This window comes from Armatimonadota bacterium, from assembly GCA_031459855.1.
Classification (GTDB): domain Bacteria; phylum Sysuimicrobiota; class Sysuimicrobiia; order Sysuimicrobiales; family Humicultoraceae; genus Fervidifonticultor; species Fervidifonticultor primus.
The window spans coordinates 2,076,232-2,102,441 of sequence record JAVKHP010000001.1 but is presented as its reverse complement, the minus strand read 5'-3'; the positions used below and the strand labels follow the sequence as shown (position 1 = coordinate 2,102,441).

Below are 26,210 nucleotides of genomic sequence, written 5' to 3'. Positions count from 1 at the left end.
CGTCACCTAGGCGCGGGGCTCGCGCGCAGGCTGGGCCGGGCTCACAGGCGCCCCACCCGCCGGAACGTGTACCGCTCGTAGACGATCTCGGCGTCGTCGCCGTCAATGCGGCAGGTCGCGTCCAGTTCGTAGCCGCCTGCGAAGGCGGTGAAGCGCGGGCGGGCCGGGTCCAGGTCGCGTGGGACCAACACCACCGTCAGATCGTTGAGGCGGTCTCCCATCTCCAACCGCAGGTAGTCGCCGTCCCGGCGCACCGTCGCCCGCATCGTGCCACGATACGTCTCGTACACTCCTTCCAGCGACCGCAGGACCGCCTCGACCTCAAAAAACGGCAGACGCCGGGGGTCCTGACCCAGGAGGACCGCCAGGGCGTACAGGGCGATCTGGTTGAGGGGATAGCCCGTGCCGTTGGCGAGCACCACCGCGCCTGCGCCGGCCTCGGGCACCCAGGCCATGTGTGCCGTGGCGATGCGTACGCTGCCGCCGTGGCCGACCACACGTCCACCCAGCAGGCCGGGGAAGATGTGGAGCCCGTAACCGTAGAAGCCCGCCGGCTGGCCGTCGGGCGCAGCGGCAGCGCCGTGACCGCGGGCGGCCCGCTGGCGGACCGGGAGCGCGACCCGCGGCTCGTGCATCGCGGCCACCGAGGCGGCCGTAGCCACCCGGACGCCGTCCAGCGTGCCCTCGAGCAGGTACATGAGCACGTAGCGGGCCATCTCCGCTGCGCTGCTGATCAACCCCCCGTCGCTGGAGATCTGTCCGAACAGGTACCGCGACGGATAGGCCCGCCCCGTGCGATCCACGGCGTAGGGCACCGCCGTGTCGTCATCCGCCGCGAACCGGTCGGCCTCGAACAGCGACCGGCGCATCCCCAGAGGCTCGAGGATGTGCTGACGCACGTAGGCCGGGTAGGGAAGGCCGCTGACCTGCTCGATGATCGCCCCCAGCAGCACGTAGCCCTCGTTCAAGTAGAACCACCGCTCCCCGGGCCGGCAGTGCACCCACGCCTCCGCCCCCTGCAGGAAGGTCACCATGTCCTGCGCGGTGGCCACCGGCACCCACGCGTCGGCCGCGCCGACACCGTGGCGGATGAGCGCCTCGGCGTAGGCCAGCGCCGGCAGGCCGCTCGTGTGGGTCATCAGGTGCCAGATCCGTACCGGCTCGCCATGCGGCCGCAGGGGCAGCGGGAGGTAGCGCTCCACCGGGTCGTCGACCGACAGCGCTCCGCGCTCCTGCAGCTGGAGCAGGGCCAGGCAGGTGAACGACTTGGTGAGGCTGCCGACCCCCACCAGCGTGTCCGGGGTCATCGGCCGGCCCCGTTCGAGGTCGCGAAACCCGTAGCCCCGCGCGTAGACCAGCCGGCCGCCGGCCACCAGGGCCAGGCTGAGGCCGGGCAGGTGCGTCTCGGCCAGACGCTGCTGGATGAAGCGATCGAGCTGGTCCAACGGCACGTCGGTCATCACGGTGCCTCAGGGAGCGCTGCCCCCGCCGCCGGGACGGTACGGCGGGGGCGTGAGGAGCATCGCGGCCACGTCCTGCCCGATGCCGCCCAGCGGGTTGCGCCGCGATGGCAGCCCGCGGACGAACGGCAGGAGCTGGTGCCGGGCCACTTCGAACACGCGCCGGAGTTCGGCCACGGGATACCGGTGTTCGTCCACCCGGAGGGCGCAATACGGGTACTCCTCGGTGTCCATGACCACGAGCGCGGCCGACTGCCGCCCGCGCTTGTCCCCGCCGGCAGCCTGGCCTGCTTCCAGCGCCACCAGAAGGCGCTCGGGCAGCTCCAGGGCCGCGGCCTGCTGGAAGGCGGCCGCCATGGCCCGTACGGTCTCCTCACCCACCAGCATGTTTCCCTGCACCGCGAAGTTCGGACCCGTCACGTGCCCGAACCACGGCACGCACTCGGGACCGGACCACGCCGCGCTGCGGCCTTCGCGATCCACGATGCCCACCTGCCGAACGTTGCGGCCCGGGTCGCCCTCCATCAGCTGGGCGAGTGCTTCTTGCGCGCTCACCCCCTGCGCCAGCAACTTGAGCCCATCGATGCCCAGGTAGGGATTCACCCAGGACTGCGTCGCGATGGCACCGACCCCGGCCTGGACGAACGGGCAGAGGCTGCCGACCCCCGGGACGGCCGTGGAGACCGCAACACCCAGCATGCCCGTGCGCTCGCATCGTGCGGCGATGGAGAACGTGGTGAGGTGCAGCATGCACTCTTCCCTCCTTCCGGCCTCACAGATAGCCACTAGGGTCACGCACTTCGTGACGGCGGACGCGGCCTGCGCCATCAAGTTCACCCTGCGACGGCCGCGGCCGAGCGGGTCGCCAGGCGAGACCGACGTCTTCGGGTCGCAGCAGTACCCGCCGCTGTTCGACCTCGAGGTCCCGTGGGGCCCCGGTGGGCCGCCCGGGTGGTTTGTTTGCCCCTGCCGATGTTCCGCCGCCGGGCGCGGCCGCCGGCCACGGCGCGCTGCGGGGGTTGCGCCTCCCTGCGGGACCGCGGCTCCCTGCTGCTGTTGCGGCTACCGCCGAGACCACGGCAACCTCTCGGTACCACCCTGGCGGTGGGCCGCGGCGCGCCCCGCGACCAGCCGTCCCGCCGCGAGGAACACGAGGGTGAGCAGCCACGCCGTCAGCAGGAAGACCAGCGTGGCCACACCGAGCGGGCGTGCCAGCCACCACTGCCGCAAGAGCACCCCCGCGGGCACGGCCACGGCCCAGGTTACCAGCAGGGTGCGCCAGCCCGGGCGCCGGTAGGTCCCGCAGGCCGGTGCCAGCGCGAACCAGGCGACCCCCAGCGGCAGCGCCGTGCGCAGGACCGCTCCGGCGGACACCGGCACCCCGTGGGTGACGAGGCCCACGCCCACGAACGCCAGCAACGCGGCGATGTCGGCAACGACGTAGGTCCGGGTCCGCGCGTTCATGGCAACCCCCCGTAGCATAGACGACGCGCGCACGTGCAGGCTATGGGGTGCGTGCGAGCGCCTCATCGCGCTGGACGGACGGGTGAGTAGAATAGACGATGTGTGCATCCGCTGGCTCTGGCTCGCGGCGTGGCTGGTGGTCGTGCAGCCGTCTGCAGCGTACGGCGGTGCGCCCCCGGCGCGCCTGCTCGACGTGGCGGCGGCAGCCGACCTGCGGTACGCGTTCGAGGAGCTGGCGCCGGCCTTCGAACGTCAGGAGGGCGTCCGGCTGCGGTTCTCCTTCGGCTCGTCGGGGCAGCTGGCGGCGCAGATCGCCTACGGCGCGCCCTTTGACGTCTTCTTCTCGGCCAACGAGGAGTTCGTCGAGCGCCTGGCTCGTCGTGGTGCCGTGGTGGCGGCGTCGGTGCGCCTGTACGCGGTAGGCCGCCTGGTGCTGTGGGTACGGCGCGATGCGCCCCTCGACCCCGCGCGGGGGCTCCGCTTGCTGGACGATCCACGGGTCCGCTTCGTCGCCATCGCCCATCCCGACCATGCGCCCTATGGCGCCGCGGCCCGCGAGGCCCTGATAGCAGACAGGCGCTGGCTACACGTGCGGGCGAAGCTCGTCTACGGCGAGAACGTGGGGCATGCGCTCCAGCTGGTGCAGACCGGCAACGCCGACGTCGGCTTGGTCGCCCTCTCGCTCGCCCTGGCGCCACCGGTCGCGCCCCAGGGCCGGTACTGGCTGATCCCCCAGGCCCTTCACGCACCGATCCGCCAGGCCGCCGCGGTCACCGCGCGCAGCGCTCGGCAGGCGGAGGCCCGGGCCTTCCTCGCCTTCGTCACCGGCCCCGTCGGGCGGCCCGTGATGCGGCGGTACGGCTTCGTCCTGCCCGGGGAGGGACCCTAACATCGACTGGTTCCCGCTGCTGCTGTCGCTGCGCGTGGCCACCGTGGCCACCCTGGCAGCCGGGAGCCTTGGCGTCGCCCTGGCGTACGCGCTGGCCATGGGCCGCTTTCCCGGCCGACGGCTGCTCGAGGCCATCGCGTCGCTGCCCCTGACGCTGCCGCCCACGGTCCTGGGGTACTACCTGCTGGTGGTCCTGGGGCGTGGCAGCACGCTGGGCGGGTGGATCGAAGCGGTCACGGGGTCGCCGCTGGTCTTCACCTGGCAGGGTGCGGTCGTGGCGGCCACCATCCCGTCGCTGCCGCTCGTGGTGCGCCCGGCCCGGGCGGCGTTCGAGGACGTCGATCCCGCCGTGCTGGAAGCCGCCCGCATCGACGGCGGTAGCCGGCTCCACCAGCTGCTCTTCATCCTCCTGCCGCTGGGGCGTCGCGGCATCACCGCCGGCTTGGCTCTGGCGTTCGCCCGCGCGCTGGGCGACTTCGGCACGACCCTGATGGTGGCAGGCAACATCCCCGGCAAGACCCAGACGATGCCGATCGCGATCTACGATGCGGTGCAGGCGGGGCGCTGGGACGTCGCCACGACCCTGGCGGTCGTGCTGAGCCTGGTCTCGATCGGGCTGCTGGTTGGCATCGGGCGCCTGGGGGAACGAGTGCTCTAGCCGCGATGTCGGGACCATGCGCCCTCCAATACGGCGCAGGGTGAGGTGTGGAACCTGGCGCCGAAGACGTCGGTGCCGTGTGCCTCTCGACACGGCGCCGCGGGCTCACCGGCAGCGGCCACGGTCGGTCCTGACACGTCGTGGGCCGCGCCTGCCCCGCGCGAAGCCGGCATCCGAGCCCCCGGGACCGGGCGGTGCGTCGGGCCTCTTTCGTCTGGGCGGCCCATCCAGGCACATGGGGGGACGGCGCGGCCGGGCGGCGCGCTGAAGCTTTCAGATCACGTTGGCTTCCCGGCGCAGCGTTCCCGCGGCGAACCGTGCGGGGCCGAAGGGCGCGACGTCGAGGTCCGGCGCGCTGGGCCGCCCGGCCACGATCAGGTCGGCGATCGCCTCCCCTACCGCCGGCGACTGCATGAACCCATGGCCCGAGAACCCTGCGGCCACGACGAAGTTCTCGACCTCCGGAACGGGACCCAGGATCGGGTTGCCATCCGGCGTCGTGTCGTACAGCCCCGCCCACCCGCGCAGGAGCTGCGCGTCGGCCAAGGGTGGCATGCGGTACACCGCGTGGGCCAGCACGCGCTCGGCGAAACTCCAGTCCACGTGCGTCTGGAAGCCCGGCGGCTCCTCGGGGTCGCTCATCCCCACGAGCACGCCGGCGCCTTCCCGCCGAAAGTAGAAGTGCGTGCGGAAGTCGATGACCAGGGGGCAGCGCAGGGGCACCGCATCGGTGGGGCCGGTGACGAACACCTGCCGGCGGTAGGCCTGGATGGGCAGGATCACCCCGGCCAGGGCTGCCACCTGCGCGGCCCAGGCCCCCGCGGCGTTGACCACGACCTCGGCGGCGATCGTCCCGGCCGGCGTGACGACGCCACGCACCCGGCCGGCGTGGACCTCGAACCCGACCACCGCGGTGCCTTCCAGGATCTGCACGCCAAGGCGCCGTGCTGCGGCGGCGTAACCCATGGCCACGCTGTAGGGGTCGGCGTAGCCGTCGCGGGGGCAGAAGGTGGCGACGTGGACGTCGTCGGTGCGCAGGCCGGGCACGATCCGCGCGGCCTCGTCGGGCTCCACCAGGGCGACGGGTACACCCAGCGACCGCTGCAGGCGCACGTTCCGTTCGAACAGCGCCTGCTCCTCGGGCGTCGTGGCCAGCATCAGGTAGCCGTACTGGCGGAAGTCGCAGTCGACCCCGAACTCGTCGCGGAACCGCTCGAAGACCGCCACGCTGCGCTGCGCCAGCCGAATGTTGAGCTCGTCGGAGAACTGCTGGCGGATCCCCCCGACGCTCTTCCCCGTGGCGCCACTGGCGATCGCATCGCGCTCGAGCACGACGACGCGGCCCGCACGGCGCCGGGCGAGGTGGTAGGCGACACTCAGGCCGGTGGCCCCGGCACCCACGACCACGGCGAAAGCAGCGGTCACGGGGGGCCTGCGGGTGCGCGGTCGCGTGCCATGGCGGCGTCGACCTCGGCGCGCGTGGGCAGCGACTGCGCGCCCAGGCGCGTCACCTTCAGCGCCGCCGTCCACGTGGCGAACGCCACCGCCTCGGGGAGCGGTCGGCCCTCGCCCAGCCCGACCCCCAGCGCGGCGGCGAACGCGTCGCCGGCGGCGGTGGTGTCCACGGCCGCCACCGGGCGTGCGGGCATGTGCCCGCCGCCACCGTTCGCCAGGTAGTACGCCCCGCGCTCGCCCAACTTGACGACCGCTGCGCGTGCGCCCCGGGCCAGCAGTGCCTCGGCGGCGCGGCGGGCGTCGTCCACGGTGGTCACCGGGATGCCGGTGAGTGCCCGCGCCTCGGTCTCGTTGGGGTTGACGACGTCGATCAGCCCCCAGAGCTCGTCGGGCAGCGGCGCCGCCGGCGCCGGGTCGAGGCAGACGAGCGCACCATGGGCGCGGGCCAGCCGGGCCGCGTGCAGCACGGTGTCGACCGGCACCTCGAGCTGCACCAGCAGCACGCGGGCGCGGATCAGCACGGCAGCGGCAGCGTCGACGTCGGCGGGGGTCAGTCGCATGTTCGCGCCCGACGCGACGACGATCGTATTTTTCCCCGCGCCGTCGACGGTGATGAACGCCACCCCGGTGGCGGCGTCGGCATCGATGCGCACGTGGGTGACGTCGATCCCCTCGCGGCGCAGCCCGTCCACCAGCTGCGCGCCGAAGGCGTCGGCCCCCACGCGCCCCACCATGGCCACCTGCGCGCCCAACCGCGCGGCGGCCACCGCCTGGTTGGCGCCCTTGCCGCCTGGAAACGTGGCGAAGGTGCCGCCGGTTACGGTCTCGCCCACCTCGGGCAGCCGCGGGGCCTTGACGACCAGGTCCATGTTGAGGCTGCCCACGACGCAGACGTCCAGGGGCTGGGTGCGCATGGCCTCTAGGGGCGCGTCGGCACGCCGCCGGCCGCGGACGGCGCGGTGACGTCCGCGGCGTCGCCCGGCCGCGGTCGCCCCGCGGCAGCGACGCTCGCCGCCACCACCGGCGGCCGGCGCGTCCGCCAGCCCGCGGCACGCTCGTAGGCGTGGGCTGCGGCCAGCACCGTGCGGTCAGCGAACCGTGGCCCCACGAGCTGGAGCCCCACCGGCAACCCCGACGCCGTGAACCCGCACGGGACCGATACCGCCGGCAGTCCGGTCAGGTTGAACGGCGCGGTCAGGCGGATCCGCTCCCGCATCGCATCCCACGGGCCGCCGCTGTACACGGCGGAGAGGGACGGCGCCTCGGCGGGCGCCGCCGGCGCCACCAGCAGGTCGACGCGCCGGAACAGCCCGGCGCACGCGACCACGACGGCCCGCCGCAGGCGCTGCGCCTGCAGGTACTGCGCGGCGGGGATCGCCAGGCCCGCCAGCAGCCGCGCGCGGACCCGGTCGCTGTAGTCCTGGGGCTGCCGCGCCAGCGTCGGCTGGTGGTAGGCGGCGGCTTCCGCCAGGCAGATCGTCCACCACGTGGGGACGATCTCGTCAGCATGCGGCAGGACGACCTCCTCCACCGCCCCCACCAGGGGCTCCAGCACCCTGATGGCCTCGCGGACGCGGGCCGCGACCTCAGGGGCGGTGCCGCCGTCGAGGAACTGGGTGAGCACGCCGACGCGCAGCCTGCGCAGGGTCCGCGCCAGCCCGCGCAGGGTCTGTCGTCGCACTGGCGCCGGCGGGGCGGTGGACGTGGGGTCGGCCGGGTCGACCCCTGCGATGGCGTCCAGGAGGAGCGCTGCGTCCTCGGCCGTGCGCGCCATGGGCCCCACGTGGTCCAGCGACCACGACAGCGGTACCACGCCCGCCCGGCTCACCAGCCCGTAGGTGGGTTTGAGGCCGACGATCGCGCAGTGCGCGGCAGGCCCCCGGATCGAGCCGCCGGTGTCGGTGCCCAGCGATCCGAAGCACAGCCCGGCGGCGACCGCCGCGGCCGACCCGCTGCTCGACCCGCCCGTGAACCGCTCCAGGTGCCAGGGGTTGCGCGGTGCCCCGAAGGCGGGGTGGACTTCGCCGTAGGCGAACTCGCTCATGTTGAGCTTGCCGAGCAGCACGGCGCCCGCGGCCCTGAGGCGCTGCACCACGGTCGCGTCGTGCGCGGGCACCCAGTCGCGCAGCACCGGAGAGCCGCACGTCGTCCGGATGCCGGCGGTCGCGAAGATGTCCTTCAGGGCGATCGGCACGCCGTGGAGCGGGCCACGCCAGCCGCCCTGCGCGATCTCCTGCTCTGCCCGGCGCGCATCGGCGAGGGCGCGCTCGGGCGTGCGGGTGATGAAGGCGTTGAGGACGGGATCGAGCCGCTCGATGCGCGCAAGAGCTGCCTGCGCCACCTCGACCGGCGATACCACCCGCCGGCGCAGCGCCCTGGCCAGGGTGGCCAGCGTGAAGCCGTCCAGGTCGCCGTCAGTCATCGCCGGCCTCCTCCGGCCACCGCCCGTACCACAGCGGCTCGGCCTCGGGGGCGACGGCGCGCGCCAGGGGAATCCAGTCGCGCAGCGCGCCGGCAACGATCGGCACCACCTGGCTGGCGAGGTCGTCGTCGAGCGGCTGGCCAGCCCAGTGCGCGAGGGTGACCAGCGCGGTCGCCAGCGCCTGCTCATCGGATACGTACATGCGGCGCCTCCTCGTCGTGCGGGTGTGCGACACGGTCGGTGGATGGGACGCGTCCACGTCTCCACCACACCCGTGCCCCGCGTTCGCGGACGCCCGCGGGCGGTCCTGCTGCCCCCGTGGTCGCATCCGCCCCGTCCGCAGGGACATCGACGTTCGCCGCGGACGATCCTGCTGCGCCCGTGGAGCCCGCGAGGCTCGGGCGTTGCCCGGCTGGATCCGGCACCCCTGCACGGCAGCCCTGGACCCTCCCGGACGTCACGGCGGGCGACGTCTCGTCACCGCCGCACCACGGTGAAGACGTACCGGTCGGTGCGCACGTAGTTGGTGGACAGGTAGACCGGGCGGCCCGTCACGTCCACCGCCGTGCCGTGCAGGAGCAGGACCGGACGCCCGCGCGCCACGCCCAGGTGCCGCGCCACCCGGGCGGGCGCGCCGACCGCGCGCAGCGCCAGCACCGCGCGCCGCAGCACCACGCCGACGTCGCGCTCCAGGAACTCCTGGAGCGACTCCCGCTCCCGGCGCTGTTGCACCGCCTCGGCGGTGCCGACGACGTCGAGGGGCAGCAGGTCTGCACAGTAGATGACGGGCACGCCATCGGCGTAGCGCAGGCTCTCCACCAGCACGCCGGGGCTGCCTGGCGTACGGCCCAGGGCCCGGGCATCGGGGGCGGTGAGCGGTACCGGGCGGATGGCCAGGACGCGGTCGCGGGCCTGGCGTCCGGCGCGGCGGATCGTCTCGGTGAAGCTTTCCAACCGCTCGAGGCCGGCCGTGACCTCCCGGGTGATGAACGAACCGACCCCGTGCCGCCGGACGAGCAGGCCATCCTCCTCGAGCGCGCGCAGCGCCTCGCGCAGCGTCATGCGACTCACCGCAAAGCTCCGGGCCAGGGCGGCTTCCGAGGGCAGACGGTCGGCGTCAGCGAACCGGCCGGCCAGGATCTCGTGACGCAGCCGTCGGTAGAGTTGCTTCGACAGCGACAGGCGCATCATGACGGCCCGGCTCGTCTCCTTCCTATGGGCATTCCCATCCAGCTCGCACCACCTACACCGCTCACATCACGAGCCGCGGATCGAGCAGGTCCCGCAGCCAGTCCCCCAGCACGTTGATCGCCAGCACCGTCAGCGTCAGGGCGAGGCCGGGAAAGGCCGCCAGCCACCACGCCACGGCCAGGTAGTCGCGGCTGTCGGCGAGCATGCCCCCCCACGTCGGCGTCGGGGGCTGCACCCCCAGGCCGAGGAAGCTGAGGGCCGATTCGAGGATGATGACCTGGGCGACCGAGAACGAGGCCAGCACCACCAGCGGCGAGAGCGCGTTGGGAAGGATGTGCCGGAAGGCGATGCGGCGATCGGGCACGCCCAGACACCGGGCAGCCATCACGTACTCGGCCTCGCGCAACGCCAGCACCTGCGCCCGCGCCATCCGAAAGTACGTCGCCCAGCCGCCGAGGGCCATGGCGAGCACCACGTTGCCAAGCCCCGGGCCGAGGATGGCGATGAGCGTGATCACCAGCAGCGTGAGCGGGAACGCCAGCTGGACGTCGGCCAGGCGCGTCAGCACCCGCTCCAGGCGCCCCCCGTAGTAGCCGGCGGTCACGCCCAGCGTCACGCCGGTGCCCGCCGCCAGCCCCACGGCCACCACCGCCACGGCGAGCGACACCCGGGCGCCGTAGACGATCCGGCTGGCGATGTCCCGGCCGAGCTGGTCGGTGCCGAGCACGTGCTCGGGGCGCCCGCCGGCCCAGGACGGTGGGAGCAGCCGCTGCGCGATCCGCTGGCGCGTCGGCGGGTGGGGTGCGACCCAGGGCGCCAGCAGCGCGACCATGGCGACCACCGCGAGGAACGCTGCCGCGAGTGCTGCCACGTGGTGGTGGCGGCGCCACCCGCGCCGGCGGCCCGGGGCCCCGACCGGCGCCAGCACGAGGCGCGCCGGCCGCACGCGGACCTCGGCGACGGCCCTAGGCATAGCGAATGCGCGGGTCGAGCCGCGCGTACAGCACGTCCAGCGCCAGGTTGAGGAGCACGACGCTCGTAGCCAGGTAGAACACCGCGGCCTGCACCACCGGGTAGTCGCGGCTCTGGATCGCCTGTACCACCAGCCGACCCACCCCCGGCCACGCGAAGATCGTCTCGGTGACCACGGCACCGCCCAGCAGCGTGCCGAAGTCCAGCGCCAGGATCGTCACCAGCGGGATGGCCAGGTTGGGCAAGGCGTGGCGGAGCACGATGGCGCCGCCGGGCAGACCTTTGGCGCGCGCGGTCCTGATGTAGTCCTGCGTCAGGACCTCGACCATGCCCGCCCGCACGATGCGCGCGATACGGGCCATGGGCGTCATGGCCAAGGTCAGGGCGGGGAGGATCAGGTGGCGCCAGCTCTCGCTGCCGAACGCCGGCAGCCACTGCAGGCGCACCGCGAAGGCCATGATCAGCAGGATGCCCAGCCAGAAGTAGGGGACCGACTGGCCCAGGGTGGCCAGCACGATCGCGGCCCCGTCGAGCACCGAGCCGCGCCGCATGCCGGCCAGCAGGCCAAGCGGCAGGGCCAGCGCCAGCGCGATGAACAGTGCCGCGACCGCCAGCGTCAGCGTCGCCGGGAGCGCTCCGTAGACCAGGGGCGCGGCCGGCTTGATGAAGCGCAGCGACTCCCCGAAGTCGCCCCGCAGGACGTCGCCGAGGAACCGCCCGTACTGCACCCACAGCGGCTGGTCGAGCCCCAGGACGCGCCGGACCCGCGCGATGTCCTCGGGGGTCGCGTACTCGGTGACCAGGAGCGCCACCGGATCGCCCGAGAGCCGGATGGCCAGGAAGGCGATGGTGGTGACGCCCAGCACGCCCAGCACGGCGTCGAGCAGGCGGCGGGCGACGTACGACACCATGCCCTGGGCGGCCTACCGCCGCTGCAGGTCCACGCGGTGCAGGTCCATCAGGTAGTCGGACCGCCAGGTGAAGCCCGTGACCCGCGGCTGCGCCGCGTAGATGCCCGGCGTCTGCACCAGGAAGATGACCGGCGCTTCCTCCCGCACGAGCAGCGCGAGCCGCTGCAACAGCGCCCGGCGCCGGCCTGGGTCCATCTCGCGCCGTGTCTGCGCGAACAGGTCGTCGAAGTCACGGCTGCAGAAGAAGTTCCCGACCCCTGCGCACGTGAAGAAGTTGAGCGGCAGGTCGGCGTCCATGGCGGGGAAGTACTGCCAGGCCCAGATCCACAGCGGTCCCAGCTGGCGCGCGATGTGTCGCTGGATGTACACACCGCCCTCGACGATCTCCAGGCGGGCGCGCACGCCCACCTCGGCCAGCTGCCCGATGATCAGCTCCTCGATCTCCTTGTCCTTGGTGTAGCGCCCGATGGTGCCGTGGAACGTCACCTCGAACCCACCGCCGTAGCCCGCCTCGGCCAGCAGCCGCTTCGCTCGCGCCACGTCGTAGGCGTAGGGCGCCAGGTTCGGGTTGTGGCCGAACGCATCGGGCCCCACCACCTGTCCGTTGAGGATCCGGCCGTGGCCGCGCAGGATCGACCGCAGGATCGCCTCCTTGTCCACGGCATAGTTGAGGGCCTGACGCACCTTGCGGTGCTGCAGGGGCCCGGGCACGTTGGAGCGCAGGTTCACCACCATGCCCTGCGCCAGGTCCACCGTCCCCACCTGCAGGCCGCGCGCCTTCAGCCGGTCGACCTGCTCGGGGGGCACCAGCACGCCCACGTCCAGCTCGCCGGTCTCCAGCCCCGCCACGCGGGTCGAGTCCTCGGGGATGGCGCGAAAGACGATCTCGTCCAGGCGCGGGCGGCCGCGCCAGTAGCCCGCGTTGGCGCGCACGACCATGCGATCCTGCCGGTGCCACTCGCCGAAGACGAAGGGCCCGGTCCCCACCGGCGCCGCGGCGAACCCGGCGGCCCCGCGCTCCTGGAAGTACGCCGCGGGCAGGATGTCCACCACCGTCAGGCCCTGCAGCAGCGGCGCGAAGGGGCCCCGGGTGACGATGCGGAGGGTCTGGGGCCCGGTGACGTCGACGCGCTCGATGGCGGAGATGCGCCCCAGCCAGGGCGAGCGCGTCGCAGGGTCGAGGATCCGCTCGATGGTGAACTTGACGTCCTCGGGCGTCAGCGTCATGCCGTTGTGGAAGCGCACGCCCGACTGGAGCGTGAACTCCCACGTGGTGGGATCCACCAGCCGCCACGACCGGGCCAGCACGCCGCGGAACCCGCCCTTCCCGTCGCTCGCTACCAGCTTCTCGAACATGGTGGCGTAGGCCGGCAGCGCATTGGCCGTGCTGTCCAGGTGGGGGTCGGGCGTGTTGGGAATCGAGCCGATCCCGATCACGAGGCGGCGTGGTGCCTGGGCTGCCACCTGCGGACCGGGCGCCAGCCCGCCCGCGAGCAGGACCGCGCCTACCGTCAACACCACGAGCCGGTGCAGACGTCGCATCGCATCACCACCTCCACGCCATGGGTACTGCGCTCTCCTGACTGGACACGCGGGACACTGCGCTCTCCTCACTGGACACGCGAGCGCCGGACGATGTGCCCCCTCCTCCTCGCCCGCCCACGTACGCAACGCATCCGCGTCCCCGGACCACCCTCACACGGCCGGACGGCGAACCGGCCTCGCCCACCAGCACACGTGGTGCATCCGCGTCGGGCTACTCCGTGGCGGGCCGTGCGCGTGGCGGCTCCACAACGACCCCATAGTGCTCCGCCAGCGCCTGCACCAGCGCGTCCACGCGGGGCGCCACCACGGGCACCGACGGACGCGGGCGCGCGGCAGGCCCCGGATCCTTCAGGCCGGTCGCCGTCAGGACCGCCACCACCCGATCCGTGCGGGCCAGCGCGCCCTGGCGCCGCAGCGCGCGAGCCGCCGCCAGCGCGGCGGCGGACGACGGCTCGACGAACAGCCCTTCTGCGGCAGCCAGCTGCGCCTGAGCCTCCAGGATGGCGGCGTCGTCGACGACGGCGGCGCAGCCCCCGGCGGCGCGCAGCGCGTGCAGCGCCTGGTAAGTGCTGACGCCCGCTGCGATCGACCAGGCCACCGAGGGACCCGCGGGGACAGCCCCCACGGCATCGGCGCCAGCGGCCAGCGCCGCGTGCAACGGCCCGAACACCTCGGCGGCCGCGACCCGCGGCGTGCGCGCGATCAGCCCCCGCTCGCGCAGCTCCAGGAACCCCTTGACGATCCCCCACAACCCGTCCCCGTAACAGGTGGGCACGATCACCCACGCGGGCGGCTCCCAGTCGCACGCCTCGCAGATCTCGAACGCGATGGTCTTGTAGCCCTCCACGCCGAAGGGGTTGCTCCCCACGGGCGGTGTGAGGAAGTTCGTCAACGGATACCAGCCGAGCTCCTCCACGCACGCCCGCAGCAGCGTCCATCGCTCGGCAGCGGTGGGCGTCGCCACCAGCAGCGCGCCCAGCGCCTGCATCTGCTGCCGTACCGCCTCCGGGGCCTGCGGGGTGGTGAAGACGACGCACCGCAGGCCGGCCCGGGCGGCGTAGGCTGCGGCGGACGCGCCGGCGTTCCCCGACGACGCCAGGGTGACCACGTCGACAGCGGCGGCACGCGCCCGCGTGATCGCCACGGCGGCCATGCGGTCCTTGAACGACCCCGTCGGGTTGCGCGTCTCGTCCTTCACCCACAACCCGGGCAGATCCCACGCGTCGCCCAGCCGCTCCAGTCGCACGAGCGGCGTCCACCCTTCCTCGAGGGTGACCGGCGGGCCGTCGGCGGGCAACAGCGGCGCATAGCGCCACATCGACCGGGGGCCCGCGGCGAACGCCGCGCGCAGCGCGTCACCCCGCAGGTCCACCGCGTACACGGGCGTCACGTTGCTGGCGCCGCGGTCGTCGGCGCAGAGCGGGCAGCCGCGGGGCATCTCCTGCGGCGGGAAGGCGGCGTCGCAACGCAGGCAGCGCAGGCCGACGACCCGTCCCATGGTCACCCCACCTGCCGCAGGCTGCGGTCGCTCTCGGTCAGCAGCCGGCAACCGCCGTCGGTGACCAGGACCGTCTCCTCCACCTGCAGTCCGCCGAACCCCAGCTCGTAGTACGGTGTCTCGACTTCCAGCACCATGCCGGCCTCCAACGGGATGGCCTGCCCCGGCCCGAGCAGCGGCTCGTCGTAGATCTCCAGCCCGACGCCGTGGCCGACGTGGTGCCGCCGGTAGTGCCGCAGCCCGGCGCGCTGGGCCGCCGCCATGGCCGCCTCGAACACGTCCTGCGCGCTCGCCCCCGGGCGCACCGCGTCCAGCGCAGCGTCCAACCCGGCCAGCAAGGCCCGGTAGACGGCGGCCTGGCGCAGCGACGGGGCACCGAACACAGCCGTGCGGGCGATGTCGGCGCAGTACCCCTGGAAGAGACAGCCCACGTCGAACCGGATCAGATCGCCAGCCTCCAGCCGTCGGTCGCCCGGGCGCGCGTTGGGGTACGCGGCGTGCGCGCCGAACGCGATCACCGCGAACAGCGGCTGCGCGCCAGCAGCCAGGACCGCCTCGTCGAACACCCGGGCCATGGCGCGCTCGGTCATCCCGGCGTGGGCGGCCTGCAGCGCCGCGTCGATCGCGCCCTCCACGATGCGGGCGGCACGGTGCAGGCGCACGACCTCCTCCGGCGTCTTGACCGCGCGGACGGCGCGCCAGGTGCGTGCGGCCGGGAGGAACGTCAGCCGATCCAGCCGCGCGCGCACGCGCTCCAGCACGTCGGGAGCGATCCCGATCTCGTCGATGCCCACGCGCCCCGCGGTCACCCCGGCGGCGGCCAGCGCCGCCACCAGCGCGTCGGCGGCCGTGGGCTCCGGCACCGCCTCGACGCCCAGCTGCAGCAGGCGCGCGTCGCCAGCGCCCCCAAGCGGCCCGTCGCCGCGCTCCACGTAGAACACCCCAAAGGGGATCAGCTGCGCCGCATGGGGCGGGCACTCGGCCACCATGTCCGCCTCGCCCACGGGGAAGGCCACGGCGACCCGGTCTGGCGCGCCGCGGGGCAACACCGCGTACACCTGGGCCGTGCGCAGGAGTGGCTGGGTGAAGCTCCAGAACCCGCTGGCGTAGTAGACGTTCTGGTAGGTGGTGGCCACCAGCGCGTCCAGATCCTGCGCGGCCATCAGCGCCTCGGCCCGGGCGGCGTGCAGCAGCGGGCCGGTCACGGCGCTGCCTCCGGGAACGCTGCGATGACCTCGCGGGCGAACAGCCGCATGCTCTCCAGGAACTCGGCGACGGTGTTGGCCACGAACAGCAGCCCGGCCAGGTGCGTCACCCCAGCGTCCCGGTAGGCCTCGACCTGCCGGCGGATGTCCTCGGGCGTGCCCAGGAGGTTGCGCTCGGCGAACGACTCCACGGCCAGGCCCCGCATCGTCGAGCCCCGCAGCGAGACCAGGTGCTTGTACAGCTGCGAGCGCAGGAAGCGCTCGACCGCCGCCTCGCGCGTGGGCGCGATGCTCACGCCCACCTGCAGGGCCACGTCGAGACGGGTGAGCTCGCGGCCGGCTGCGGCCGCGTACGCCCTGATCCGGGCCAGGCCGGCCGCCACTTCGGCGGGGGTCAGCGCCGCGGGGAGCCAGCCGTCGGCGTACTGCACCACCCGGCGGTGGTGGCGCGGCGAGTTGCCCCCGACGTAGATCGGCAGCGGCCGCTGCAGGGGCTTCGGGTACATCTCCACGTCGGCGAACGCGTAGTAGCGGCCGCGGAACGTGGCACGCCGTTCGGTGAACAGCAGCCGCAGGGCCGCAATCCCCTCTTCCAGCATCTCGCCCCGCTGCGCCTGGGCTCCCGGGGCCAGCGCCTCGAACTCCTCCCGGTAGGCCCCCACGCCGACGCCCAGCAGCACCCGGCCGCCGGAGAACTGGTCGAGGGTCGCCACCTGCTTGGCCAGCACCACGGGTGTGCGCATCGGCAGCACGATCACGCCCGTCATCAGGCGGATGCGCGACGTCTGCGGCGCCAGCACCGCGTAGGTGACCAGCGGCTCGTAGAAGTTGGGCGGCACGTCGAACTCGGCGCGCACGTACCGCTGCGTGGTCATGTGGTCGTTGCCCATCACCGCGTAGTAGCCCAGCGCCTCGGCCTCGACGGCGATGCGCACGACGTCCGCCGGGGCCGCGAACGGCACGGGGTACATCATGCCCTCGGTGCAGGTGGGCAGGCCGACGCCGAACTTCATGGGTGGGTCCTGCGCCCGCCGCGGGTAGACTCCAGCGGCCGGCGCGCGAGGACCGACGCCTCCTCGAGAGCGTGTGTGTGTGTGTGTGTCGAGAAGTGATTAGACGTCTAGATCAGATATTCCTTTGCGGCAACGGGTGTGGTCCCCGGGGGTCGCGCAGGATGGCGTCATGCAGCCTACGGCCCGGACGGGTGCGCCAGACACCTCAGCCTCGCGCGCGCCTGGCCCTCGCACGCCCTGCCCTCGGGGGCCCTGCCCTCGCGCGCCTCGCGCTGCGCCAGCGCCGCCGCGTGGGCCGTGTGCCAATTTGACGTCCGGGGCGCTGATCGCTATGCTCGAAACACCTTCCGGACGATCGCGACCGGTGGCGGCAATGCGCATCGGAACGCTCCTCCTCGAGCGTGGGCGGCGGACCTACGTCATGGGCATCCTTAACGTGACGCCCGACTCGTTCGCGGGGGACGGCGTGACGGACGTCAACGCGGCCGTGGCCCGGGCGCAGGCCATGCTGGCCGAGGGTGCCGACCTCATCGACGTCGGCGGCGAGTCCACGCGGCCCGGCGCCAGCCCCGTCCCTCTCGAAGAAGAGCTGCGGCGGGTCCTGCCGGTGGTCGAACGGCTGGCCGCCGACCTGGGCGCGCCGGTCTCCATCGACACCCGCAAGGCGGAGGTCGCCCGGCGAGCGCTCCGAGCCGGCGCAGCCATGGTCAACGACGTGAGCGCGCTGCGGGCCGACCCCGCGATGGCCGGCGTCCTCGCCGAGGCCCAGGTGCCGGTGGTGCTCATGCACTGGGCCCCCCCGCCGGCGGATGGCGCCCCGGCCCGGGACGTCGTCGCCGAGGTGGTGGCGTTCCTCCGCGAGCGGATCGCGGCGGCGGCCGCCGCCGGCATCGCCCGGGACCGTATCATCGTGGACCCCGGATTCGGCTTCGCAAAGACCCTCGCGGAGAACCTGCAGCTGCTGCGCCGCCTCGGCGAGCTGCGGGCCCTGGGCTGTCCCATCCTCGTGGGGACGTCGCGCAAAGGTACGATCGGCAAGGTGCTGGGTGGTCTGCCCGTCGAGGACCGCCTCGAAGGGACGGCAGCGACCGTCGCGCTCGCCATCGCCGCTGGGGCCGACATCGTCCGGGTGCACGACGTACGGGCCATGGTCCGGGTGGCACGGATGACCGATGCCATCGTGCGCGAGGCGTGACCGCGGGCATGGACGTGCACGGTGTGCGGCGCGCGCCGACGAGGTGAGCATGGCGCGGGCCTACCTCGGCCTCGGCTCCAACCTGGGCGACCGTCTGGCGCTGCTGCGCGAGGCCGAGGCGCGCCTGCGTGCGACGCCGGGGATTCGGGTGCTGGCGCGCTCCGCGGTCTACGAGACCGAGCCCGTCGGCCCGGTCGACCAGCCCTGGTTCCTCAACCAGGTCCTGCTCGTCGAGACCACCCTCGACCCCCACGCCCTCCTGGACGCGGTCCAGCAGGTCGAGGCGGCCTTGGGGCGCACGCGGGAGGCCCGCTGGGGCCCGCGCACCATCGACATCGACATCCTGCTGTACGACCGTGAGGTCGTGGCCTCGCCGCGCCTGTCGCTGCCGCACCCCGAGCTCGCGCGCCGACGTTTCGTGCTACTGCCCCTGGCCGACCTCGATCCCACCCTGCGGCTGCCCGACGGGCGCAGCGTCACCGAGCTGCTGCATGCCCTGGGGAACAGGCAGCGCGTACGCCGGATTGAGACAACGTGACGGCGCGCCGATAACCCTGCGCGGCGTCCCGGCCGCGCCTGGCACTACTGGCCAGGCGGCTCATGCAAGGATCTCCAGGAGGCGGGCCAGGTCGGCGTCGCTACCCACGCGGTAGAACGGCACTCCCCGCGAGCCGGCCACCGATGCATCATGGGCGGTGTCACCGACCATCAGCACCACGCGCCGGCCCTCCGCGCGCAGGCGGTCCAACGTGGCGGCTTTGTCCCCACCCTCCACCCGCGTGAAGTATGCGAGCAGACCGCGCCGCCTGACGTCCGCCACCAGCACGTCCTGGGGCATGCCGCTGGTGAGCACCAGGTCGTACCGCGCGGCCAGCCCCTGAAGGACGCGGCGGGCGGAGGGGAACTCCGGCATGGCGTCGGCCAGCGCGGCATTGTAGGCGGAGAAGCGGCGGGAGAACTCCTCTCGCTGCGCGTCCGTCACAGGCACCCCGAGCTCCCGGGCCGTCTCCGCCAGCTGGGTGAAACGGTGCGCGCCGCTGGTGCGGGCGTAGGACGCCTCGACCAGCGCCCGGGCAGACTCGTCCAGGGCCAGCGTTTCCAGCACCGCCCGCGTGTACGCTGCCTGTTTGGCGGCGAAGGTGTCCACCAGCGTCCCATCGTAGTCGAAGACGACGACAGACCGCGTCACTGCCCGGCTCACTGCCCATGCCCCGCAGCCCTACGACGCTGCGCCGCGAGCTGGCGGACCAGCGAAATCGCGCCAACGGCCAGCAGCAGCGCAGCCAGCGGCCGGCTGACGAAGACCGTGAGGTCGCCTCCGGTGATGATCATCATCCGGCGGAACTCGGATTCCAGCATCCCGCCCAGCACCAGGCCCAGGATCAGCGGGATCAGGGGGTACCCGGCGCGCTTCAGGAAGAACCCGCCCACGCCGGCGGCCACTGCCACTCCTACGTCGAAGAGCCATCCGTTCAGCGCATACGCGCCCAGCACCGAGAGGACGATGATCAGCGGAGTCAGCGTGGCCGGAGGCACGCTTAGCGCCTTGACGAACAGGCGGATGCCACCCAGCTGAAAGATGCAGGTGGTGACGTTGGCCACGATCATGGTGAAGACCACGGCGTAGATGAAGTGCGGCTGGAACGAGAAGAGCAGCGGCCCTGGCGTGATTCCGTGGATGACCAGCGCGGCCAGGATGGGGACGGCGGCGGACTCAGCGGGCAGGGCCAGGGTCAGCGTGGGGATGAGCCCTCCACCGATGCAGGCGTTGTTGGCGACCTCGGGCGCGATGACTCCTTCCAGCCTGCCGCTGCCGAACTCGTCCGGCCGCTCCGAGAGCTGCTTGGCGCGCTCGTAGGCGAGCATGACGGCCACGCTCGCCCCCGCCCCCGGGAGGATGCCCACCAGCGTGCCGATCCAGCTCGACTCCAGGATGATGCGCCACATGCGGCGTAGCTGTGCCAGCGGAGGAAAGAGGCGGCCCAGCCGCTGGGTGACCATCTCGCCCACCCCGCCGGGGCGGGCCGCGTCCTCCAGCGCCTGGGTGATCCCGAACATCCCGATGAGCACCGGCACCAGGCCGATCCCGTTGGCAAGGTAAGGGTTGCCGAACATGAAACGCTTGGCGCCGGTCATGGTATCGATGCCCACCGTGGAGAGCAGGACTCCCACCGCCCCCATCACCAGCCCCTTCAGCAGCGAGGTCCCCGAGACGCTGGCGATGATGGTCAGGCTGGCGACGGCCAGGGCAAAGTACTCGGCCGGCCCGAAGAGCAGGGAGAAGCGGGCCAGCGCCGGGGAGGCGACCAGGAGGGCGACCGTGCTGATCAGCCCGCCGATCAGGGACGCGATCACCGCCCCGCCCAGAGCCACCCCGGCCTGCCCCTTCCGCGCCAGGGGCAGGCCGTCCAGCACGGTGGCGATGGCGTTGGGGTTTCCGGGAATGCCAAAGAGGATCGCCGGGATAGACGCGCCCGTCACCGCACCGAAGTAGAGCCCCAGCATCAGGGCAATGCCCGTCAGGCTGTCCAGCTGGATGGTGATGGGGAGGAGGAGGGCCAGCCCCATGGTCGCGGTCAGGCCCGGCAGGGCGCCAATGAAGATGCCCACGATGTCGCCCACCACGATCCACAGCAGCGTGGTGGGCTGGAGGACGAAGGCCAGCCCTTTCAGGACGGCATCCATCTCAGCAGCGTGTCCGCCTCAGGAGGGGTAGCCCTTTAGAAGCCCAGGGGGCCGGCAGGCAGCACCACCCCGAGCAGACGGCCAAAGATCACCCACAACCCCACCGCTGCGCCCGTCGCCACTGCCAGGTGTGCAGCCGGCGGATGGCGCCGCGGCCGGTCGAGGTACAGCGAGACCACGAACAGGAACAGGACGGTAGCCACCACAAACCCCAGGCGTGGCAGGAGGAGCACGCAGACCACGGTCGCCAGGGCTACCACGAGCGATGCGCGAGCGATCCGTTCGCGTTGAGGGAGGCGCAGGTCCGCCGCCGCGGCCCCGGCGGCGCCGGCAACGACCACCACCGCAGCGGCTACGGGCACGGCGCGCGGGCCGGGATCGCCACGAACGTGCAGGACGGGGATGCGCCCTGCCAGGAGCAGAGCCAGCACTCCCAGGCCGGCGATGGCGGTAGCGACGGCCAGACGTGCAGCGCGGCTCACCTGATCAGTCCGACCTGGCGCAGCAGCCGGGACAGCTCAATGGTCAAGACCCCGAAGTAGCGCTCCAGGTCCTCGTTGGCCAGATAGGTCTTCACCAGCCCGTTCTGCCGGCTGAAGGCGATCCACTCGGGATCGTTCATCGCCCGGGCCACGGCGGCGGCGATGGCCCGGCGCGTCTCTATGGGGATGCCCTTGGGGCCGCTAATGGCCCTGAAGCTCCCCTGGGGGATCCCTTTGAACCCCAGCTCCTCCAGCGTCGGCGTCTGCGGGAAGAGCGGCGAGCGGCGCTGGCTGGTGACCGCCAGGGGGCGCAGCCGGCCAGCCTGCCCCACGACCTCGGACTGCGAGAAGACCCCAGCGGTGACGACGTTCCCCAGTACGCCCGCGATGAGGCGCGCTCCACCTTCGAAGGGGACCACGGTCCAGGGAGTCCCGGCGGCGCGGTTGAGGGCTTCGGCCGTCAGGTGGGTGAGCGCTCCCACACCTGCATGGCCGATGGTGACCTTGCCCGGACTCTGCTTCCCTGCCTCCACGAGGTCCTTGAGGGTGGTGTACGGCGTGCCGTCCAGGACGCCAATGACGAAAGCGTCCCAGTTGAGGCTGGCGATGTGATCCAGCTGGGCGACAGATCCAGCGGTCAGCCCCTGCAGGGACGCCGTCACCGTGTGCGTCCCCGAGAGCAGCAGCGTGTGGCCGTCCGGCCGGGCGCGCAGCACCTCGTTGGTCCCGATGCCGCTGCCCGCGCCAGGGATGTTCCGGATGACGACGGGGACTTCCAGAAAGCGCTGCATCGCCCGCTGCAACTGGCGGGCGATGATGTCGGTACCGCCTCCCGCGGCAAAGGGGACGACGATGGTGACGGGACGCCCCTCCGGCCACGCTGCCGCACCCGCCGCGGCGGGCACGACGAGCGAGACGAGCACGACGATGGCCAGCACGCTGCGCACGATCTCACCTCCGGAGCGCTGAAACCTCTTTCGGTAAAATTCTAGCGTTTGGTGACGTTCTTCAGCTCGAGGCCCTGGCGTGCCCCGGCGGCTTCGTTCAGATCAGGTCCTCGTAGTCATGGAGGTTCACCGGGATCTCGAGCAGACACGGGACCCGCATCGAGACCGCGCGTGCCGCATGCATCTTGAGCGCATCCAGGCTCTCCGCCCGCGCGGCCTCGATCCCGCACGCCGACGCAAACCGGGTGAAGTCCGGTGGGGGGAAGTCCACCCCGTACGGCAGCAGACCCCGGCGGGCCTGGGCAAGCCGGATCAGGCTGAGGCTGCCATCGACGAAGACGACGGTCACGATCGGGAGCCGGAGCGAGGCGATCAGAGGAAGGTTGTGCGCCATCATGAGCATCCCGCCGTCGCCTATCAGGGCGGCGATGGGCCGGCCGGGGAAGTGCAGGGAGGCGGCAATGGCGGCGGGCAGCCCGTATCCCATCGACGAGAGCCCGTTGGAGACGAAGAACGTGTGGGGCACAGTGGTCGGCCAGCACTGACCGGCCAGCAGTTTGTGAGAACCGACGTCGACCGCGACCACGGTCTCCTCGGGCAGGACGCTGCGAAGGGCGTGCAGGGCCGCCAGCGGCGAGAGCGCTTCGGCAGGAGAGGGACCCGCGGGGGCTGGGGAGCGCAGGATCGCCCTGCGTCGTTCGTCCACCAGAGGCTGCGGCCACGGCTGCGGAGCCAGGTGGGCAGCCAGCGCGCTGACTTCGGCACCGATCGCTCCCACGATCTCGATAGGCCGGTAGGCGCCTTCCGCGGTGGGCCAGCGCGAGACGTTCACGATGCGGCGATCCACGAACCACGGCTTGTCGCACTCGACCGGATCGAATCCGATCCCGACGATCAGGTCGCTCAGCTCAAGGGTCTCCAGCACGACACGGTCGAGTGCCATACCGCCAGCCACGCCCAGGAAGCGCGGGTGCAGCTCGGAGACGATTCCCTTGGCCTTCGGGGTCGTCATCCAGGGCCAGTGGGTCACATCGAGCAGGTGGCGAACGGCCGGGGCATCTTCGGGTCGGGCGCCCAGGCCTACCAGCAGGAGAGGACGGCGCGCCTCCTGGAGCGCCTGCCTTGCCTCGTCGGCTGCGCGATCGCCCGACGCCGGCACGCGCGGTGCCGCGGAAGCCAGGCCAGCGGTGGACGAGGACGTGTCGGAGACACGGGGGGCAGCGGCGGCCACGTCACCCGGCAGCGCCAAGTGGACGGGGCCGGGCCGCCCACTGGTGGCCAGGCGCAGAGCGGCTTCAACTTTCGCCCGCGTGTCGACGCCGTCGAGGACGAGGCTCTGCTTCGTAATGCCTGCGAACACCCGGTCGAGGGGCAGCCGCTGGTGCGTGAAGCTGGAATAGAGGTCCTGGGGGATCTGCGCGGTGAGGGCCAGCAGCGGCGAGCGCTCGAGGTACGCGCTGGCGATCCCGGTGGTGAGGTTGGCCGCGCCCGGTCCAAGCGTCGAGACGCATACGCCCGGCCGCCCCGTGATCTGGCCCGTGACGTCCGCCATGAATGCTGCGCTGGCCTCGTGGCCAACGAGGAGGAACCTGATCCCGGCGCGGCGCAGGGCGTCGACGAGCACCACCACCTCACCGCCGGGAAGGCCGAAGGCGTATTGCACACCCTCGTCCGCCAGGGTCCTGGCCACGACCTCTGCGTTTGTTAGTGGCATCTCAACCGTGGACGTGCATCACGCCGGTCACCGCAGGCCGGCAGGCGACCCGCCCCTGCACGCCCTGCTCGGCCTCACATCGAGCGTTTCGATCGCCTCCATTGGCGTGCTCCCGGCCGGTGGCTTTCCACTGCCATCGCGTGGTTCCTGCTGACACCGACGTTACACCAAAAACCGGAGAGTGCCGCCCACCGGGAACTGTCCTGTTCGCCGGGTCAGATAGGCGGAAACCCGCCTGGAATGCGCTTTCCAGACGGGTTCCCGGGTCTTCACGTGGTAGCGGAGGGAGGATTTGAACCTCCGACCTTCGGGTTATGAGCCCGAGGAGCTACCAGACCGCTCCACCCCGCATCGCGCACCTCTGATAGCCAACCCGTCGCAGCGGTGGCAACGTGCATGGCGGTGCGGGAGCATCCTCCTTGGGTCGAAAACTTCCCACCCCCTGACCCATCTTCGGAGCTAGCAGGATGGAGGCGTTCCGCCGGCGGCATCACATCGCCATCCCCGCCTGGCTGGAGCACACGGGCGCCTCCACGGTGGCTCGGAGGCGCCCGTCTACTGTCCGTTCCAGAGCGTCAGGACTCGAGACTCGTCGGAGACCTACTGTCCCTGAGGCTTGATGTTCTGGTTCACGCGAAAGAGATTCTTCGGGTCGTACTTCGCTTTGATCCTCCCGAGCCGTTCGTAGTTATCGCGATAGGTCGCCCTGATGCGCTCCTGTCCCTCATCCATCATGAAGTTCACGTACGCGCCGCCCGCCGAGTACGGGTGCAGTGCTTCCCAATAGCGAACGGTCCAGTCCTTGATCCGCCCGGCATTGGCGGGATCGGGATCGACGCCAACGATGACCCCTGCAAACCGGGCATCCCGGTAACTGAAGGCCGTGTCATGCTTCCCGACCCGGTGCGCGGCGCCGTCAACAGGGTAGAGATGCATGGTGGATTGCAGCGTGGGCAGCTGCGAGCCATGCTCGGCGTGCACCTCGACGGCCCGATCGGGGAGCTCCGTGAAGAAGTCGGCGCGCCAGTACCACTGCAGTCCGGGCGGGTAGAGCCCGTCGAACGCGGTCTGTAGGGCCGGAAACGGCGCGGGGTGGATACCGTACAGGGCCGGCGGCCCGAACTCGCGAACGGGCCTGAACACCTCGTCGGCCTGCGACTCGGGCCCCGTGTAGCACCACACCACGCCGCACATCTTCTTGAGATGCAGGTGCTCCGGGAACGGCGGTACCGGTGGTACGGTGACGAACGCAAAGAAGCCGTTGAGGTCGTTCGGGGCCTGGGGAATGAACTCGCGATACCAGCGGAGCACGTCGACGGCCTTGTCCAACTCCCACAGCGTCGGACCGACAACAGCAGTGCTGACCGGGTGCGCCCGGAAGAGAAAGGCGGTCACCACGCCGTAGTTGCCGCCGCCGCCGCGTATCGCCCAGAACAGATCCGCATGCTCATCGGCGCTGGCGGTCACCAGGTTCCCATCGGCCAGCACCATGTCGGTCGCGAGCAGGTTGTCGATGGTGAGGCCGTACTTACGCGTCAGATGGCCGAGCCCGCCGCCAAGCGTGAGCCCTCCAACCCCGGTGGTGGAAATGATCCCGCAGGGCACCGCCAGACCGAACGCATGCGTCGCGTGGTCGACGTCGCCCCAGGTGCAGCCGCCTTCGACCAGAACTGTGCGGGCCCGGGGATCAACGCGGATGCCCTTCATGCGCGAGAGATCGATGACCAGCCCGTCGTCGCAGGTCCCCAGGCCGGCGCCGTTGTGCCCGCCGCCACGGATTGCGACCGGTAGCCCCTGGTCGCGGGCGAAGTGCACGGCCCGGACGACATCGGCCACGTTGGCGCAGCGGACAATCAGCGCGGGGAACCTGTCGATCATGGCGTTGTAGACCTTGCGCGCCTGGTCATAGCCGTCGTCGGCCGGCTGGACGAGCTGGCCGCGCAGCCCAGCCTTGAAGGCGCTGACGGCGGATGGATCTGGCCGGGTGGCCCGTCCGCCGGGGCCGGGTGTGTAGCTCATGGCATCTCTTCCATACGTTACGTTCTGGCTCTAGCGCCGCCTCGGGTCGTCCGCCGGATTGAGGTACGTGATACCCCACGGGCCGACGCTGTGGAGCTGCAAGACAGTGTCCTCAGAGGTCCACGCGAAATGCGGGCTGCCCGTCGGGATCACGACAAAACTGCCGGCGGGAAGTCGCTTCCCGAGCGTCTTGTCCATCTTTTCACCCGCGGCGATGTGGAACGTGCCGGAAAGCACCGTGACATGTTCGATGGCGGGATGCGTGTGTGGAGCGATCTCATAGCCCGCGGGAAACTTTAGCCGCATTGTGATCGGCTCGGCCTTTGCAGGATCCCCCTCCAGGACGCTGATCTGTGCGCCGCGTGGGAGCGACGGCGGGCCGGCCGCCCACGTCATCTCATCCGGCGTAAGCATGACATGGCGACTCTGCGCGACAACGGTTGACCAGCCGACTACGCCGATTACCACGCTGGCCACGACCAACG

Annotated in this window: 25 protein-coding genes, 1 tRNA gene and 1 pseudogene; 5 read left to right on the top strand and 22 right to left on the bottom strand. The window is 72.0% G+C overall.

The annotated features are described in order from the left end of the window. Positions 1-41 precede the first annotated feature (41 nt). Positions 42-1,460: a serine hydrolase gene (locus tag QN157_09590; GenBank protein MDR7555847.1), complete on the bottom strand. Its 1,419-nt coding sequence runs from the start codon at positions 1,458-1,460 to the stop codon at positions 42-44. Between the two features lie 9 nt (positions 1,461-1,469). Then, complete coding sequence (locus tag QN157_09585; GenBank protein ID MDR7555846.1) at positions 1,470-2,210, bottom strand: DUF1028 domain-containing protein; 741 nt, start codon at positions 2,208-2,210, stop codon at positions 1,470-1,472. Positions 2,211-2,247: 37 nt separating this feature from the next. Between QN157_09585 and QN157_09580 the strand changes: the two are divergent. Beyond that, a pseudogene (locus tag QN157_09580) lies at positions 2,248-2,388 on the top strand (DUF4387 family protein). Between the two features lie 134 nt (positions 2,389-2,522). On the opposite strand, the gene QN157_09575 reads toward QN157_09580, so the two are convergent. Then, positions 2,523-2,924: a DUF3054 domain-containing protein gene (locus tag QN157_09575; protein MDR7555845.1), complete on the bottom strand. Its 402-nt coding sequence runs from the start codon at positions 2,922-2,924 to the stop codon at positions 2,523-2,525. An 82-nt stretch (positions 2,925-3,006) separates the two neighbouring features. Here QN157_09575 and modA point away from each other — a divergent pair, with 82 nt between their 5' ends. Together modA and modB are read left to right on the top strand one after the other, a co-directional pair. Continuing rightward, complete coding sequence (modA, locus tag QN157_09570) at positions 3,007-3,813, top strand: molybdate ABC transporter substrate-binding protein (protein MDR7555844.1); 807 nt, start codon at positions 3,007-3,009, stop codon at positions 3,811-3,813. Between the two features lies 1 nt (position 3,814). Then, a complete protein-coding gene (gene modB, locus QN157_09565) occupies positions 3,815-4,471 on the top strand; it encodes a molybdate ABC transporter permease subunit (protein ID MDR7555843.1) in 657 nt (218 codons plus the stop codon). Positions 4,472-4,744: 273 nt separating this feature from the next. Here modB and QN157_09560 read toward each other — a convergent pair whose 3' ends face one another. From QN157_09560 to QN157_09510, 11 genes are all read right to left on the bottom strand, one after another. Next, on the bottom strand, positions 4,745-5,896 hold the full coding sequence (locus tag QN157_09560; GenBank protein MDR7555842.1) for an FAD-binding oxidoreductase: 1,152 nt from the start codon (positions 5,894-5,896) through the stop codon (positions 4,745-4,747). After that, positions 5,893-6,840, bottom strand: a complete 948-nt coding sequence (rbsK, locus tag QN157_09555; GenBank protein MDR7555841.1) for a ribokinase — start codon at positions 6,838-6,840, stop codon at positions 5,893-5,895. Before rbsK ends, QN157_09560 begins: the two co-directional genes overlap by 4 nt. Before the next feature lie 5 nt (positions 6,841-6,845). After that, a complete protein-coding gene (locus tag QN157_09550) occupies positions 6,846-8,348 on the bottom strand; it encodes an amidase (GenBank protein MDR7555840.1) in 1,503 nt (500 codons plus the stop codon). After that, a complete protein-coding gene (locus QN157_09545; protein MDR7555839.1) occupies positions 8,341-8,550 on the bottom strand; it encodes a hypothetical protein in 210 nt (69 codons plus the stop codon). The genes QN157_09550 and QN157_09545 overlap by 8 nt, the downstream gene beginning before the upstream one ends. A 275-nt stretch (positions 8,551-8,825) precedes the next feature. Next, positions 8,826-9,539, bottom strand: a complete 714-nt coding sequence (locus QN157_09540) for a GntR family transcriptional regulator (GenBank protein MDR7555838.1) — start codon at positions 9,537-9,539, stop codon at positions 8,826-8,828. 61 nt (positions 9,540-9,600) lie between these two features. Further along, positions 9,601-10,512, bottom strand: coding sequence for an ABC transporter permease (locus tag QN157_09535; GenBank protein ID MDR7555837.1), 912 nt, complete (start codon positions 10,510-10,512; stop codon positions 9,601-9,603). Continuing rightward, on the bottom strand, positions 10,505-11,422 hold the full coding sequence (locus QN157_09530) for an ABC transporter permease (GenBank protein MDR7555836.1): 918 nt from the start codon (positions 11,420-11,422) through the stop codon (positions 10,505-10,507). The genes QN157_09535 and QN157_09530 overlap by 8 nt, the downstream gene beginning before the upstream one ends. Before the next feature lie 12 nt (positions 11,423-11,434). After that, positions 11,435-12,964, bottom strand: coding sequence for an ABC transporter substrate-binding protein (locus QN157_09525; protein ID MDR7555835.1), 1,530 nt, complete (start codon positions 12,962-12,964; stop codon positions 11,435-11,437). 214 nt (positions 12,965-13,178) lie between these two features. Then, entirely contained in the window at positions 13,179-14,465 is a 1,287-nt protein-coding gene (locus QN157_09520) for a pyridoxal-phosphate dependent enzyme (protein MDR7555834.1), read from the bottom strand. A gap of 2 nt (positions 14,466-14,467) precedes the next feature. Beyond that, positions 14,468-15,670: a Xaa-Pro peptidase family protein gene (locus QN157_09515; protein MDR7555833.1), complete on the bottom strand. Its 1,203-nt coding sequence runs from the start codon at positions 15,668-15,670 to the stop codon at positions 14,468-14,470. Further along, entirely contained in the window at positions 15,667-16,683 is a 1,017-nt protein-coding gene (locus QN157_09510) for a TIGR03619 family F420-dependent LLM class oxidoreductase (GenBank protein MDR7555832.1), read from the bottom strand. The genes QN157_09515 and QN157_09510 overlap by 4 nt, the downstream gene beginning before the upstream one ends. Positions 16,684-17,056: 373 nt before the next feature. Between QN157_09510 and folP the strand changes: the two genes are divergently transcribed. Next, the gene (folP, locus tag QN157_09505; protein MDR7555831.1) at positions 17,057-17,878 is read left to right on the top strand and encodes a dihydropteroate synthase; all 822 of its coding nucleotides are present in this window, start codon (positions 17,057-17,059) and stop codon (positions 17,876-17,878) included. A gap of 49 nt (positions 17,879-17,927) precedes the next feature. Next, complete coding sequence (folK, locus tag QN157_09500) at positions 17,928-18,416, top strand: 2-amino-4-hydroxy-6-hydroxymethyldihydropteridine diphosphokinase (GenBank protein ID MDR7555830.1); 489 nt, start codon at positions 17,928-17,930, stop codon at positions 18,414-18,416. A gap of 60 nt (positions 18,417-18,476) precedes the next feature. Here the strand turns inward: folK and QN157_09495 are convergent, their stop codons facing one another. The 8 genes from QN157_09495 to QN157_09460 form a co-directional block, all read right to left on the bottom strand. Then, complete coding sequence (locus QN157_09495) at positions 18,477-19,067, bottom strand: HAD hydrolase-like protein (protein ID MDR7555829.1); 591 nt, start codon at positions 19,065-19,067, stop codon at positions 18,477-18,479. Positions 19,068-19,075: 8 nt separating this feature from the next. Beyond that, positions 19,076-20,563 (bottom strand): tripartite tricarboxylate transporter permease, encoded by a 1,488-nt coding sequence (locus tag QN157_09490; GenBank protein MDR7555828.1) that lies wholly within the window; start codon positions 20,561-20,563, stop codon positions 19,076-19,078. 35 nt (positions 20,564-20,598) lie between these two features. Next, positions 20,599-21,045 (bottom strand): tripartite tricarboxylate transporter TctB family protein, encoded by a 447-nt coding sequence (locus QN157_09485; protein MDR7555827.1) that lies wholly within the window; start codon positions 21,043-21,045, stop codon positions 20,599-20,601. Then, positions 21,042-21,992 carry a tripartite tricarboxylate transporter substrate binding protein gene (locus QN157_09480; GenBank protein MDR7555826.1) on the bottom strand — a complete coding sequence of 317 codons (951 nt, stop codon included), beginning with the start codon at positions 21,990-21,992 and terminating at the stop codon, positions 21,042-21,044. The genes QN157_09485 and QN157_09480 overlap by 4 nt, the downstream gene beginning before the upstream one ends. A gap of 97 nt (positions 21,993-22,089) precedes the next feature. Continuing rightward, positions 22,090-23,706, bottom strand: coding sequence for a thiamine pyrophosphate-binding protein (locus QN157_09475; GenBank protein ID MDR7555825.1), 1,617 nt, complete (start codon positions 23,704-23,706; stop codon positions 22,090-22,092). A 274-nt stretch (positions 23,707-23,980) separates the two neighbouring features. Beyond that, a tRNA-Met gene (locus QN157_09470) sits at positions 23,981-24,057 on the bottom strand. Positions 24,058-24,306: 249 nt separating this feature from the next. Beyond that, on the bottom strand, positions 24,307-25,725 hold the full coding sequence (locus QN157_09465; GenBank protein MDR7555824.1) for an FAD-binding oxidoreductase: 1,419 nt from the start codon (positions 25,723-25,725) through the stop codon (positions 24,307-24,309). Positions 25,726-25,755: 30 nt separating this feature from the next. Further along, entirely contained in the window at positions 25,756-26,202 is a 447-nt protein-coding gene (locus QN157_09460; protein MDR7555823.1) for a cupin domain-containing protein, read from the bottom strand. Positions 26,203-26,210: the final 8 nt, after the last annotated feature.

Coding starts and splice junctions, on each gene's coding strand:
- QN157_09590 (MDR7555847.1), bottom strand. CDS start 1,460: ATGACCGACGTGCCGTTGGACCAGCTCGATCGCTTCATCCAGCAGCGT.
- QN157_09585 (MDR7555846.1), bottom strand. CDS start 2,210: ATGCTGCACCTCACCACGTTCTCCATCGCCGCACGATGCGAGCGCACG.
- QN157_09575 (MDR7555845.1), bottom strand. CDS start 2,924: ATGAACGCGCGGACCCGGACCTACGTCGTTGCCGACATCGCCGCGTTG.
- rbsK (MDR7555841.1), bottom strand. CDS start 6,840: ATGCGCACCCAGCCCCTGGACGTCTGCGTCGTGGGCAGCCTCAACATG.
- QN157_09550 (MDR7555840.1), bottom strand. CDS start 8,348: ATGACTGACGGCGACCTGGACGGCTTCACGCTGGCCACCCTGGCCAGG.
- QN157_09545 (MDR7555839.1), bottom strand. CDS start 8,550: ATGTACGTATCCGATGAGCAGGCGCTGGCGACCGCGCTGGTCACCCTC.
- QN157_09540 (MDR7555838.1), bottom strand. CDS start 9,539: ATGATGCGCCTGTCGCTGTCGAAGCAACTCTACCGACGGCTGCGTCAC.
- QN157_09535 (MDR7555837.1), bottom strand. CDS start 10,512: ATGCCTAGGGCCGTCGCCGAGGTCCGCGTGCGGCCGGCGCGCCTCGTG.
- QN157_09530 (MDR7555836.1), bottom strand. CDS start 11,422: ATGGTGTCGTACGTCGCCCGCCGCCTGCTCGACGCCGTGCTGGGCGTG.
- QN157_09525 (MDR7555835.1), bottom strand. CDS start 12,964: ATGCGACGTCTGCACCGGCTCGTGGTGTTGACGGTAGGCGCGGTCCTG.
- QN157_09520 (MDR7555834.1), bottom strand. CDS start 14,465: ATGGGACGGGTCGTCGGCCTGCGCTGCCTGCGTTGCGACGCCGCCTTC.
- QN157_09510 (MDR7555832.1), bottom strand. CDS start 16,683: ATGAAGTTCGGCGTCGGCCTGCCCACCTGCACCGAGGGCATGATGTAC.
- folP (MDR7555831.1), top strand. CDS start 17,057: ATGCGCATCGGAACGCTCCTCCTCGAGCGTGGGCGGCGGACCTACGTC.
- folK (MDR7555830.1), top strand. CDS start 17,928: ATGGCGCGGGCCTACCTCGGCCTCGGCTCCAACCTGGGCGACCGTCTG.
- QN157_09490 (MDR7555828.1), bottom strand. CDS start 20,563: ATGGATGCCGTCCTGAAAGGGCTGGCCTTCGTCCTCCAGCCCACCACG.
- QN157_09475 (MDR7555825.1), bottom strand. CDS start 23,706: ATGCCACTAACAAACGCAGAGGTCGTGGCCAGGACCCTGGCGGACGAG.
- QN157_09465 (MDR7555824.1), bottom strand. CDS start 25,725: ATGAGCTACACACCCGGCCCCGGCGGACGGGCCACCCGGCCAGATCCA.